Here is a 14711-nt window from a genome sequence, read left to right on the forward strand (position 1 = left end):
CGCGGCGCGAGGTTTGTAGCCTAGTGGGCTAAGTAAAAACCGAGCAACAAAGAGTTAATCGTCCCTAGAAAGAACCCAAAGGGCAGCGCATGTTTGGCATTTATGCAGCGTTATCGCCTATTTATGGGGAATAACCACACTTCATAGGCTCCGCCTTGCCTAAAAACCAAACATACTGCTGCAAATTCACCCAGCAAAGATCAACACGCCCTAACAGTATGAGCTAAAAATAACGTATTTTCAGCAACATGAATCATTGTATTTTATAAGAACCTAAGTCATTCTATTTATGCTCAAATACCTTGAGCATAAATAGAATGACTTAGGATAAACGCGTGTTAGAAATAGCTTTAATTTACTTAGCAGCAGCCATTGTAGCTGTCCCTATTGCAAAACGAGTCGGACTTGGCTCTGTGTTAGGTTATTTAATTGCCGGAATACTCATTGGCCCTTATGCGCTGGGTGTTGTGGGCGATCAAACCGATGTAATGCACTTCGCTGAATTTGGCGTAGTAATGATGCTGTTTTTAGTGGGCCTTGAACTACAACCTTCGCGTTTATGGACATTACGCCACTCTATTTTAGGGCTTGGCGGCTTACAGGTTGTGCTATCGGCAGCGGCTATATTTGCATTTTGTTATTGGTTTTTTGCCATGCATTGGCAAACCGCACTCGCCATTGGTTTAATGCTGGCGCTCTCCTCTACCGCTATTGTACTGCAAAGCCTTGAAGAAAAAGGCTGGCTAAAGCAAGAAGCCGGACAAAACGCATTTTCGGTATTGCTGTTTCAAGACATCGCCATTATTCCTATTTTAGCCCTATTGCCACTGCTTGCATTTGCCCCGCAAACTAGCACAAAAGAAATCAGCGACTCGATTATTGCAAGCTGGCCTGTATGGCAACAAGTATGTGTATCAGTCGCGGTTATTGCCGCTATTATTGCCGGCGGTAAATATGTATCGGCACCGTTATTTAGATATATAGCGCAAACCCACATGCGTGAAATATTTACTATTTTTGCACTGTTTTTAGTGGTCGCTATTGCACTGGTTATGCAAAGTATTGGTTTATCGCCTGCGCTGGGGACTTTTTTAGCCGGCGTTGTACTTGCCGAGAGCGAATTTAGACACGAATTAGAAGCCGATATAGAACCCTTTAAAGGCTTACTTTTAGGATTGTTTTTTATAACTGTTGGCGCATCAATTAACTTTGAACTGCTATTTAACGAGTTTAGTACCGTTATAGGCTTAGTGGTTTTACTCATTGTAGTTAAAGCCTGCATTTTATTTGCCCTTGCCGTTACCTTTAAAATTAACAGTAAACAGCAGTTATTATTTGCCTTAGCGCTTGCCCAAGGGGGTGAGTTTGCCTTTGTACTTTTAAGCGTAACCACCACCTTAAGCATTTTAACGCCCGAGCAAACCAGTCTTGTTACCTTAGTTGTTGCAGTATCAATGCTAATAGCGCCGTTACTACTTATGGTTTATGAGCAAATACAAAAACGCAGCAGCAGTGCTATGCCTGAGTTTGATAAGCCAGAACAAATAAGTACCGCTAAACACGTAATTATTGCCGGCTACGGACGTTTTGGCCAAATTATGGGGCGCTTACTGCACGCTCAAGGCTACGAAATTACCGTACTTGATCACAGCCCTAGCCAAATAGAATTACTGCGCCGTTTTGGTAACACCGTATTTTATGGCGATGCCGCACGCCAAGAACTCCTTGAAGCCGCAGGCGCGCACACCGCACAAATGTTGGTAGTAGCAATAGACGACCCCGATAAAACCATAGAGATAATTAAGCTCGCCCATAAAAACTACCCGCAACTTAAAATTGTTGCCCGCGCAATCGACCGTCGCCATGCGTATCAATTACTTAATTTAAAAGTAGATGCGTTTAACCGCGAAACAGTCGACTCAGCTATTAACCTTGCCGTAGAAGCACTCGAGTTACTAGGTAACACTAAGCAAGATGCAGAGCGTGCTGGTAAACTGTTTAGAGACCACGACCGCGCTGCAGTACTGCAACTGGCTGCATTATGGGGAGACGACGCCAGCTACGGCGTAGCCGTGCGCCAACGCATGGAAGATTTAAAGCAAGTGCTGCAACAAGATAAACAAGCACAAAGCGATTTAAATACCTGCGACAGCGGTGATTGCGAAGACGGCTTAACAGAAGTAGCGAGTAAACCTAAAAAGCCTGATGATCCTCATTTGGAGTAGTAATTAGTATCTGTTGTCTTAGCGGGTATTGACGCTTCACTCACCGGAGTTCGGAGGAGTGAAGCAAATCAAGCTTTCAAGTGTAGTGACTTGTTAAACCTACTTTTGGATACCATACTTACGCTCTCTCTTCTCGAAAGCATAGCTACCACCTTCCAAAATATTACAAATCTCTGCTCTTATACCTACGTTTTCCTTAACATTACCATCTTCAACAGAACCTGAAGTATAACGGATACTCTCACCTTGATTGTCAGCGATAATTATTTGTTCTGCATCGGTATTTACGACCAAATTCGCATTGTGTGTAACAATGATGACTTGTCGGTATTTCTTTATTTTTCTAAATAAAGGAACTAGCTGTGACATAATAAATTCATTGTCTAGATCATCTTCAGGCTGATCAAATACAAATGGGCTACCGAATGGATCAGTTGCCAATTTTAAACAAACATAAAATGTGCCTCGTTGGCCAACAGAGAGCTTATTTACAGTCTTTCCCTTGTACTGGAAGTCTGCATTTGCATATAGATACCTTTTAATATTTGTAGGTGAATAGAGATAATTTAATAATTCAAATCGCCCTCCTTTATTAAAGAACTCTGGTTTCCAAAAGAACTCTTCTATACTCGTTGGAACACCATCACAATTAATGATTTTTTCACCAGACAATAGCTTGAAGAAGTCATCTATTGATCTTACGCAAAATGTTTCTTGCAACCGATCAAAAGTAGATTTATCACTTGTACTTCTAAATTTTCCACGATTTAAGCATTCTTCCATCCCACTGTAAAAATGCTGCACATTGAATACGACGTTACCATTAATATGTATATCTAAAAGAATTTCCTGAACCAATTCATTTTGCTCAAAATTCCAGCCTGGCTGTTGAATTTTAAGCTTTTCAAAGGCCTGGTTGATGTTGTTTTTTTGACAATCAATGTACTCTTTGTATTTTAAAGCAAGCTCTCCACGCTCCCTAACAAACGCTTGATACTCTATTGTCTTTTGATTTATCTCATCTAATTTCGATGATGCCTGATCAATAGACTTTTGAAACTCAGTAACTTTGCTTAGCAAAGATGATATATCCTGATTGATACCTTGCTGTCTAAACTGAATAGCAATTTCATTATTTGATTCGATTAATGTTTGAATTTCACTCTTACATATATCTATATTTTTACTAATGGGGTCTTTGACCAAAGCTTCATCAATCAATGGCGACTTATTTACTGAGCAATGATTGGCATTTAACAACGTAATTCTTTGGTTTATTTCTAAAGCATGGCGACACAAAAGAGCTAGCGTACTCCTTGCTTCATCAATGAAGTTGTTTTTTTCGTTAATACTCTTTGAGTTATTTTGATATCGTTCAATTAACAACTTATTTTGAGGGTTAGTAAGCGTGCCAATTAACTGAACATTACTATCAATAACACTTTGTTGATATTGTTGCGTATTAATACGCTGGCTTTGAGAATCAACATCTTCCCAATACTCAACGAACGTACGATATTTACTCAGATTGTTTGATATTTCAGAACTGGTAACAGAATCAAACTCTATACCATGGATTCCTAACATTCTTTTTATCTCGCCACTCAGATCATCAGGCTTTTGACTGAAATGTTGAACATCTCCTTGAGAAACATGTAAATAAGAGTACGTATTTGCAGAAGAATCGAATTTTAATACCGTCCCATCACCTTGGTCTAGTTCAACACTAAGGCTTTCACCGCTAACCCTCCGCGCATTTGAGTGCTGAGATTGATGGTTAAATCTTGAGTGCATTGCATCTAGAAAAAGGCTTTTGCCAGTCCCCCTCCCACCCACAATCGTGACTAGGTTCGGATTTAATGGGATTGTTTGGTTAAAAAAACTTATATCCTCACCAGAAAAAATTTTTCCACCTAACTTAACTGATTTAAACCATGGCTTACTGTATGTTTTTTCCACAAAGTCATTCGTTTGCTGAACCCTGAGGTCGGGTTCAATAATAGCTTGCCTTAAGCCTTCAAAGGTTGGTTTTGCTTTGACCCAAGAATACATTGTGCCAATATATTCAAGTTTGTGAGCATCTGAAGCATAAAAAACCGGCTTTTGCTTCGCAGATGGGTACCTTTCGTTATTCAGGAAAAAATTTCTATCTTGAGGCCGACCTAAAATAATTTGGCACCTTTTCTCTATTTCTAGTGCAACAGCTAGTGATCTACCTTCTTTCATATCAGGTCTAAAGCCACCATATCCATTTGGACAAGCTGCTATTAAAAAATCGATCCCGAACTTTAAATTATTATTTAGGTGAGCTATCAATGAATCAAACTTTACAACAGCTTCAGATGTTTTAGTTTGTGAATCGGTAAGAGATTGTTGGGAACAATAGATATGCTTGCCATCAGCAGTTGTGTTAGAGATAGGGAGAGTAGATAAAATGGTATTTATTCGTTGAGTAGTTATATTTTCCGAAAATATACAATGAACGTTGATCCACTCACCATCTTTGTTTTGCTGATCAATACGAAATTCTAGATTGCCTAAGACTGTATGCTCAATACCTTTTTCTTGAAATTTATCTCTAATTTCCTCTAGTTCGTTATCTTTAAAGAAAAAATAGTTAGTAATTCCTGTTAGGCTAAGTTCTGAAGATATTATCTTATCAACAAACTCATCTATAGTAGATGATCCATATTCATTAGCTTGATGGGTGTATGGAGAATGAATGTGTAAATCCCACTTACTCCAAATCGATCCAATCATGTAACCTCCTTGAGTTTCAGCCAATACCAAGTATTTGCATAGGGCCTTACAACTTTATCTGAGGACATTTCCTTATCTTCACAAAATGTCCCTATTGTGTGAACTTCTATTAATATCAAATAGTGTAAATTATTACCAACTATAAATCTTATGCGGCTGATGGTGTGTTTTATAAAATGGAAAAGTGTTTGTTGTATTACTTGGGTGGAAATGGCTTAAATTAATCTATTTTTGAATACATACTTGTAGCTCATAGCCGCCTGTCATTTTTTAGCTATGAGCTACAACATTTAAAACCTAGTGATGATGCCCACCTTCAATAGCCTCGCCTTGCTGGTTATAAAAACCTGTGGCGCTGTGCTCTATAAAACCAAGGTTTATCATTTTAGCTAAAAACGGGTCGTTTTCGTTATCGCCAATGTCGGCGTAGTCGGTGGTTTGAAAGCGATCCCATTTGGCAAACTGTTCAGTTATTTCTGCTTTATTACTGCTTACATTATTAAGGCTAAGCACGGTGTTTGTTTGGGCTTTTTTATTGGTTACGCTAAAGGTTTTAACTAAGTTTGATTGCGTAAATAAAGCGAGTTTAAATTGGTTATCGCCTTCAGTAAGTTCGTAGTTTTTTACTTCATCGCAGCCTGTGTTTTGGGTGTTTACTAGGGTCATTTTTTCGATTAGGTGGTTATCCACCAGCTGACTTTTAGCACTCCAACTTTGTACGCCGCGTACCTCAGATGGCTGATATTCAATACCGCGTTGCTGGGCATTAAAATAGCGAATAGGCCGAATTTGCTTATTAGCTAAATGTTGCCAAAGCTCGGTAATTACTTGGCGTTGATGCGCTACTTGCTGATCGTTCCGCCAAAGGGTAAGTGAATCATTACTTTGCTGCGCTTTATGGCTGTTGGTAATTTTATAATCGGCTTTTAAATATTCGGCATTAATATCGCACTGCGTTGCTAATGTGCTGGTGCTTGCTAAGGTTGCCATTAAAAATAATGCTACTTTCATCAGTTAATCTCTTATTTAAACGTCACTGTAATAGCCATACAATAACGACTTACAATGGCATTTTTATGACATAAAAAAACAACTCACACAGGGTATGAGTTGTTTTTAAATACTCAATTTGCGTGCGTACTTTATATACTTAAAAAGTACGCTTTTGAGCGGCTTACTGCGTTACTTTTTCGTCGGCTGTTTTAACTAAATCAGCCGCAAAGTCCATTACATGGAATAAAAAGCTTTGCTCGTTTGTGCCTGTTACCAAGTGTGCACCTGGTCCCATTGCATAAACGCCTACGTCTTCACCGGCATGTGTTTCAGAGCCCATTGGTACCAGTGCTTCTTGATGAAAACCAGGTGTTGTTGTATCAACATCTGTTAAATCAACACGCCCTGTAACCGGTGCAAACGCATAACCTGCATCGGCATCAGTCTCGCTACCTAGGTTTCTAAAGCCACCACCATTGGTGTAACCAACCGTTGTATAAGGCATATCGTCGGCAGCTAAGCTTGGCTCAGTTGCGCCTACTGCAACTACTTTACCTAAAATTGGGTTACCGCGTTTAGGATAACCGGCAATGGTAAATACATGGCTGTGATCGGCAGTTACAACTATTAATGTTTCTTCTGGGTTGGTGTTTTCCATTGCCACTTTAACGGCTTTAGCAAGCTCAATAGTGTCGTTTAACGCGTTATAAGCGTTACCCGCATGATGCGCGTGGTCAATTCGACCCGACTCAACCGTTAAGAAAAAACCTTGCTCGTTGTTATCAAGTACGTTTATTGCTTTTTCGGTCATTTGTGAAAGCGAAGGCTCGCCTGCTACATCGTTTGCGCGGTCAGCTTCGTACTGCATGTGGGATTCGTTAAATAAGCCAAACACTTTAGTGGCGTCGTCACTTATTGCATCAAAACCGGTTTGATCCATTACGTACGTGCCATTTGGATATTGCGTTTTCCACTCTGCGGTTAAGTCGCGGTTATCTGTTCGATCACCTTCAACAGCACTCACTGCATCAGCTGAATTAAACGCGGCATCTTTTGGTAAAAAGTGACGACGACCGCCGCCCATTACTACGTCAATACCGTCTACATCAACACCACTAAAGCGTGCTTCTAGGTTGGCTTCAAAGTTAACTAGTTGCGATGCAATATCTTCACACGTTGCAGCACTTTCTGGCATATCAGAGATATCTTCCCAGTTACGCTCTGCCGATTTAGCATACGTTGCAGCTGGTGTTGCGTGAGTAATACGCGCTGTAGAAATAATCCCTGTTGCTTTACCTGCAATTTCAGCAAGCTCTAACGAGGTAACAAGTTCGTGCCCTTTGCCTGATGCACAATTACCACGTTCAACCGCTTCATCAATACCAATAACGCCTGCGTCGGTTTTAACACCCGATGCCATTGCAGTCATAGTTCCTGCCGAATCTGGCGTTTGCGCATCTACGTTGTATGTTTTTACAAAGCCCGAAAAAGGCATAGTTTCAAAGCTTAACTGGTGTTCTTCACCCATTTCACCTTCTAACTGACCCGCTAAAATACGTGCTGCGGTTATGGTAGAAATACCCATACCATCACCAACAAATAAAATAACGTTTTTCGCTTTGCCTGATTCTGTAACAATGTTGCTACTGGCTGTTTGTGCTGCACCCAATTTTGTTTGTGCTTCACTAAACCAAGTATTACTAGTGAGTGAGGCTAACTGCTCGCTTGTTAACGACGTTGCAGGTGCATTACACACTAAATTAGTTGAGTTAACTTCATCGCTATCTAGCACGTCGTTATTATTGGTATCTGCGCCTACTTGCGTCTCTACACCGCCATTAATACACTGCTCAGAGCCCACTGCAATAGCGTTATCTACTGCGATAATATTGTTTTCATTTTTGTTATCGTCACTCGAGCAACCTGCTAGCGCGACCATTACTGCCAAAGAAAGTACCGTTAATTTGTTCATGTTAGCCGCCATTATTGCTGAGTTAGTTCAAGAGCTTGATTAATTAAATGAAATACAACGTTTTGTTCAATTACGCCCTGTGCTAGCTGAGCACCAGGACCTTTTGCATGTAAAGATATGTCTTCACCCGCGTGTGTTTCTGAGCCCATTGGTACAGTTGCTTCTTGGTGAAAGCCTGGGGTTGTTGTATCTACGCCATTTAGCTCAACACGCCCTGCAATAGCGGCACTTGTGTAACTTGCATCAGCGTTGGTCTCACTGCCTAAGTTTCTAAAACCTAAACCATTTGCGTAACCTACGGTGGTGTACGGCATATCGTCGGCGGCTAAGCTTGGTGTTGTTGCACCTACTGCAACTACTTGACCTAAAATTGGATTACCACGCTTAGGGTAGCCTGCAATAGTAAATACATGGCTGTGATCGGCGGTTACTAAAATAAGGGTTTCTTCTGGGTTTGTGTTATCTACCGCTGCTTGCACGGCTTTAGCAAACTCAATGGTGTCGTTAAGCGCGTTGTATGCATTACCTGCGTGGTGCGCATGGTCAATACGACCCGACTCAACCGTTAAGAAAAATCCATTATCGTTTTTACCAAGCACTTCAATTGCTTTAGTGGTCATATCGGTAAGTGAAGGCTCGCCCGCTACATCGTTTGCGCGGTCAGCTTCGTATTGCATGTGGGATTCGTTAAATAAACCAAATACTTTAGTGGCGTCATCGCTTATTGCATCAAAGCCTGTTTGATCCATCACGTACGTAGCATCTGGGTATTGTGTTTGCCACTCAGTTACTAAGTTGCGCTCGTCAGTACGGTCGCCTTCTATAGCACTTACTGCATCTGTTGAGTTAGCTGTTTCGTCTTTTGGTAAAAAGTGACGACGACCGCCCCCCATTACAAAATCAAGGCCGTCTACGTCGGTCCCTACAAATCGTGCTTCTAGGTTTTTTTCAAAGTTAACCAGTTGCGATGCAATGTCTTCACAGCCACCCGTTACTGCATCTTCTGGCATATCTGATACGTCTTCCCAGTTACGGTCAGCCGATTTAGCATATGTGGCAGCAGGGGTTGCATGAGTAATACGTGCTGTAGAAATAATACCGGTAGATAGCCCTTTAATTTCAGCCAATTCAGTCGCGGTAATTAGCTCGTTACCTGCCACTGTTGAACACACGCCGCGTTCAATATCTTCGTCTACACCAATAACGCCCACATCGGTTTTTACACCCGAAATAATAGCCGTCATCGTGCCTGCTGAATCAGGAGTTTGAGCATCTACGTTATACGTTTTAACTTGTGCAGAGTATGGGAACTCTTCAAAGCTTAAATAACCTTCTTCGCCAGATTGGTTATTACGCTGCCCTTGTAAAATGCGCGCGGCGGTAAGTGTAGAAATACCCATACCATCGCCCACAAATAAAATGACGTTTTTAGCTTTAGTGGCTTGTGTAGCCTGCGCTTGTGCTGTTTTTGTTGTTAGTTTAGTTTGCGCAGCGCTATACCAGCTGCTGTCTTTTTGGCTTTGCGGTAGTACATCAGCATGGCTCACTGCGCTAAACGTTAACGTTAGCGCGATTGCCGCAGCGACTTTTTTAATTTTCATCCGTAATTCCCATTGTTTAGTGGTTATTTTTTGAAATGTGTAAACACAAAAAAGATCAACCGCTGCACTATAGAAAACAGATGTGACTGATAAAGGTAATTTTGATGAAAGTAAAATGACTAAACTATTACAAAAATAAGTCACAAAAATAAAAAAGCGCAACGTGTTAAACGTTGCGCTTATTCATTCAATAAACGTTATTATTTTTATTAACGACCATCTTCAAACGAAGCCGTTGCAGAAACTTTGCTCCAAGTACCATCTGTATATAATACCGTTGCTTCTGCTTTATTACTTTTAAATGATTTTATCGAGAATGAGCATGATGTACCCGATACGCCACAAGACGACGCAGCATTTGACCAAACAACACTATCAATGTCAGAGCCATTACCTACCACTCTGAATACTGCTGTAGCTGTTCTTTTACCATAAATCACAGCAAAACAATGATTAGGAGTAAATTGGTCATATGCTTGAGTATCTACGTAACATTCCATTTGGTCTGCACTCGCTTGTGCAGAAAAAATAGATGCCAAAATAATACCTGTAGTAATTAATATAGTTTTCATTTTTATCCTTAATAATTGAACCTAAATAGGTACAAAAAAGATAGAACAACAACGCCCACCTGTACAATTAATTTACAAAAAAACCTAAAAAGCATACAAAAGGATTGTTTTGATTAAAAAAGCGCAACGTGTAAAACGTTGCGCTTATTTTCAGGGAAATTATTAAATGTAATTATTTAAATATTAAAAACGCGCCTTAAACGATACGCCAAAGTAGCGCTCTGCATCACGCGGTATTTGGTAACGGAAGTTATCGCCACTGTAGGTAGTTGCGTAGCTTTCGTCGGTTAAGTTTTTAGCAATAAGCGATACTCTAAACGCATCATCTTTAAACGATAAGCCAACACTTGCGTTTAAAATGCCGTAATCTGGCAGTAACGACGCTGGGTTAAACTCGCCTACGTTATCTGGCAAGTCTGAGTATTGCTCGTCGGTGTAAATGTATGAGCTATTTATGTGTACGTTAAAGCCATGCTCAGTTTCAATAAAGTAGTCAGCTGTTAGTGAGTATTTTAAATCTGGCGAAAATGGAACATCTAAGCCAGAGCGGTCAGTACACGAACCTGCAGCTACTTCTGCCGGACAATTAAACTCGTCAATTTCGGCTTTAATATAAGCGACACCACCGGTAAGCGTTAGTGACTCTGTTGCAGCCCACATAAAGTCAACTTCAACACCTTGTGTGCTTACATCGCCCGCGTTTGTTAAGCGGGTAATACAGGTGCCGTCTGAACAGTCAAAGTTGTTAGCTTGAAAACCTTCAATTTCTGTTCTGAAAAGTGCCATGTTAAACACAAACTCGCGGCTTGCGTATTTGTAGCCAATTTCGTAAGCATCAGACTCTTCTGGCGATATTTCGCGGCTGTCGGTGTCTGGATTAAAGTTGTAATAAATATTAAAACCAGGCCCTTTGTAACCTTGCGAGTAGGTACCGTATACCATTTGGCCATCGCCTAAATCGTATTGCATACCTAAACGACCCGATACGTTGGTTTCTTCTGCTTTGCCTTCGTCATCGGTATTTAGTGTTGCTGGGCGTACGCCTACACCGGTGCGGCCATATACATCATTGCTTACACGGCGATGCGTGTAAGACACTTCATCGTCGGTGTAACGAATACCAAATAATACGCGTAAATCTTCAGATAAATCGTAAGTACCGTCGGCAAAGGCTGCCCAGTTGTTAAATTCTGTGCTCATAAAAGCAGTGGCCGATACAATATCGTTTGCGTTACAGCTAACGCCTAGCCCTTGTGTGTAACCTTCTAAATCAGCAAGTGCGGCATCAAGCTCTGCGCCCGATAAGTTATTTTGCGCGTAAAAAGCCATTGCGCTATCAAGCTGGCCACCATTGTTTTGACAACTTGCATCACGAGTAAAGTTACGTTGTGAATCCATGTTCCAGTAAAATAAACCAGCAACATAGTTAAATGGCCCTGCTAGGTTTGATGTAACTCTAAACTCTTGCGAAAACTGATCCCATTGCTGTGCACCAATATCATGTAGTTGAAACGGCGCGCCAAATACTGGCTCGCTGCTGTCGCCAGCAATAGAGGTAAAGTCGCCTTCGCGGTATTCGGTATTATCCCATGAGCGCTGCGCTGTAATTGACGTGTACGTATAGTCGCCAATTGTTTTATCAACTTGCACCGAAAACGCGCTATGTTCGTCAATTGTGCGCGACTCGTAATCATGGTCTACTTTGCGTTGGTCTAGGTCAATATCGGCTACGCCATCAACAATACCATTACTGTTTGGCGCTGCTTTTGAATCAGGATTACGACCACTTGGCAGGGCTTCTAAGTCGGCGCAACAATCGTCGTCTGCGTTATAAAATTCAGCTATAAATTTTACGCTTAAGTCGTCCTCTGGCTCGTATTTAAATACAGCACGTGCACCTTCGCGGTCATAACCGTTTACTTTTTCGTTGTTGTAAACGTTATCAATGTAACCGTCAAACTTGCCTTTAAATACCGTTAAGCTAGCGGCTAAATCGTCGGTTAAACCGCCGCTTATAACACCTTTAAAACGGTATTCGTTATCTTGATAAAACGAGGTTTCTACGCTGCCGGTTGTGTCGTACGACGGATCTTTAGTGGTAATATTTACCACACCTGCTGAGGCGTTTTTGCCAAATAACGTACCTTGTGGCCCGCGTAATACTTCAATGCGGTCTACGTCGTATAAATCGGCAAAGGCTTGACCCGAGCGGCCAAGTACCACGCCATCAACAACAGTTGCCACACTTGGCTCGGCAGCAATACTAAATGAAATAGTACCAATACCGCGCACTGTTAGCGCTGAGTTACGTGTTGTGGTGCCTTTTCTAAAGCTAACCGAAGGAACAAGTGACTGTAAGCCTTCCATGTTATTAGCAAAAGCTGAATTAATTTGATCGCTATTAAGTACCGATACCGCAACAGGTACTTCGTTTAAACTTTGCGTTCTTTTTTGTGAAGTAACGACTATTTTTTCAAATGTATCGTTTTTAGCTGTTTCTGTTTTTTGTTGTTCTTGTTCGGTTTGCTCTTGCTGTGCATGTACCTGCGCGCTAAGCGCTAAACCGGTTGTCATTGCTAACGTGACTGCCAAGCTTAAGACGGACTTTTTAGCTCTCATGTCATTCTCCATATTGTGCGTGTGCTGTGTGGTACCGCGCTAGCAATTGTGTGAGTTGCTAAAAAGCGGTGTCAGTGTGTGTGATACTTTCCTTAAAGCTCTTATATCTTATATAAGAGCTTTAAATTTAAACAAACTATCTTACTAATGCAAACATTATGTGAATTAAATGTGATTTAAGTTTGGTGTATAGAATATAGCCGCACGTTATGCGGCGTTTTTAGCCCCAATACGCGCTAAGCTATTTTCGTAACGAACCTGCCAACGACGTACACTCCACCAGCTAAGCACTAAAACAGTAGACCAAACAGCAACTAAACTTGGTACAAAGTACACACTGGTTCCACCCACTAATCCGAGCGGAGAAAACAATATATATAAGCTAACAATTAGGCCTACTAATACGATGGCGCAAGGCAATGCGTACTTCCAAGGATTAAGGTCTACCTCGGCTTTGCGTGTAAATTGCCATGGTGTTTTAAGTGGTTTGTAGTAACCAATACCCAGCATTATTGCCAATTCAATTATGAACAAAATGGCGTAAATATGAATAAAGTTAATGTCTACATCCCATACAAATTTAAGCAAGGTGTAGGCAATAATATGGAATATAATCGCGACTTTAGCGCCCAGTGCAGGCACTTTTCGAGTAAACAAACCTACCAATACAATTGTGATGACCGGAATGTTGTAAAAACCTGTAAATACACGAATTATGTGCCATAAGCCTTCAGGTGCAAACATCAATAATGGCGCGGTTATAAACGATAATACGGCAATAATAATACTGGTAATTTTAGCCACTTTTATAAGTTGGCTGTCTGTTACTTTGTCTTTTTTCATTGGTTTGTAAACGTCTAAACAAAATAAGGTCGCCGCGCTATTGAGCAATGAGTTAAATGAGCTAAATACAGCACCTAGCAATACGGCCAAAAAGAAGCCAGATAAATACTGTGGAAGTACTTCTTTTACCAAATGTGGGTAAGCTAAATCGATAGTTGGCAGGCTTTCGTGTTTATAAAGATGGTAAGCAATAACGCCTGGGATCATCATCATAAACGGTACTAGCACTTTAAAGTACCCTGAAAACAACACCCCTTTTTGACCTTCAACTAAGTTTTTAGCGCCCAATGTACGCTGGATCACATACTGATTAGTGCCCCAATAAAACAAATTAGCTAAGATCATCCCTGTAAAAATAGTGCCAAATGGCACGGGATCATCGCTACTACCAATAGCATTGAGCTTTTCTGTGTCGGTGTTTACTAGGGTGCTTAACCCTTCTGAAAAACTACCATCACCCAATGCAATTAAGCCCAGTGTTGGCACTAAAATACCAATAATTAATAACCCAACACCGTTAATGGTATCTGATACCGCAACCGCCTTTAAACCACCAAATACAGCATAAATAGCCCCAACTGAACCCACTGTAATAATGGTCACAATTAGGCTTGCTTGGTAGCTCATATTTAATAAGGTGGGTACATCAAAAAGTCTAAGTACGGCAATTGATCCTGAGTACAAAACAGAAGGGATCGTTATAAAACAATACCCTACCATAAATAAGATCACCGTCATGCGTCGTACGGTATCGTCAAAACGATCCCGTAAAAATTCAGGTAAGGTAGAAAACGCGCCCGCTAAATAACGAGGCAAAAAGATCAACGCCATAATAATGGTTGAGATCCCTGCGGTTACTTCCCACGCCATTGAGCTTAGGTTGTAACCATAAGCTGAGCCATTAAGGCCAATTAGTTGCTCGGCCGATAAGTTAGTAAGGATCATCGACCCTGCTATAAATGTACCTGTTAACCCACGACCCGCTAAAAAGTAGCCATCTTGGGTGTTAACTTCCCCTTTGGTTTTTTGGTACGAGATATATCCCACCAGCGCCATAAACGCCAAGCACGATAGCAGTGTCATGGTAATGTTCATACCTTCCATCTTGCGCCCCTTTTAGCTTACT

At 41.1% G+C, this 14711-nt stretch carries 8 protein-coding genes; 1 reads left to right on the top strand and 7 read right to left on the bottom strand.

Going from position 1 to position 14711, the window contains the following annotated elements; translation table 11 throughout:
* Positions 1-335 precede the first annotated feature (335 nt).
* On the top strand, positions 336-2225 hold the full coding sequence (locus I6F66_RS13010) for a monovalent cation:proton antiporter-2 (CPA2) family protein (protein ID WP_197176456.1): 1890 nt from the start codon (positions 336-338) through the stop codon (positions 2223-2225).
* A gap of 99 nt (positions 2226-2324) precedes the next feature.
* Here the strand turns inward: I6F66_RS13010 and I6F66_RS13015 are convergent, their stop codons facing one another.
* The 7 genes from I6F66_RS13015 to I6F66_RS13045 form a co-directional block, all read right to left on the bottom strand.
* Complete coding sequence (locus I6F66_RS13015) at positions 2325-4985, bottom strand: TrlF family AAA-like ATPase (RefSeq protein WP_197176452.1); 2661 nt, start codon at positions 4983-4985, stop codon at positions 2325-2327.
* Between the two features lie 297 nt (positions 4986-5282).
* The gene (locus I6F66_RS13020) at positions 5283-5996 is read right to left on the bottom strand and encodes a hypothetical protein (RefSeq protein WP_165741404.1); all 714 of its coding nucleotides are present in this window, start codon (positions 5994-5996) and stop codon (positions 5283-5285) included.
* Between the two features lie 163 nt (positions 5997-6159).
* Positions 6160-7950, bottom strand: coding sequence for an alkaline phosphatase (locus I6F66_RS13025; RefSeq protein WP_165741405.1), 1791 nt, complete (start codon positions 7948-7950; stop codon positions 6160-6162).
* A gap of 11 nt (positions 7951-7961) precedes the next feature.
* Positions 7962-9551: an alkaline phosphatase gene (locus I6F66_RS13030; protein WP_165729362.1), complete on the bottom strand. Its 1590-nt coding sequence runs from the start codon at positions 9549-9551 to the stop codon at positions 7962-7964.
* A 209-nt stretch (positions 9552-9760) separates the two neighbouring features.
* Complete coding sequence (locus I6F66_RS13035; protein WP_165729361.1) at positions 9761-10123, bottom strand: hypothetical protein; 363 nt, start codon at positions 10121-10123, stop codon at positions 9761-9763.
* A 183-nt stretch (positions 10124-10306) separates the two neighbouring features.
* On the bottom strand, positions 10307-12742 hold the full coding sequence (locus tag I6F66_RS13040) for a TonB-dependent receptor (protein WP_197119537.1): 2436 nt from the start codon (positions 12740-12742) through the stop codon (positions 10307-10309).
* A gap of 207 nt (positions 12743-12949) precedes the next feature.
* Positions 12950-14689: a solute:sodium symporter family transporter gene (locus I6F66_RS13045; protein ID WP_197141785.1), complete on the bottom strand. Its 1740-nt coding sequence runs from the start codon at positions 14687-14689 to the stop codon at positions 12950-12952.
* Positions 14690-14711: the final 22 nt, after the last annotated feature.

The sequence above is a fragment of the Pseudoalteromonas sp. NZS100_1 genome, from assembly GCF_015864285.1.
Taxonomy (GTDB): domain Bacteria; phylum Pseudomonadota; class Gammaproteobacteria; order Enterobacterales; family Alteromonadaceae; genus Pseudoalteromonas; species Pseudoalteromonas arctica.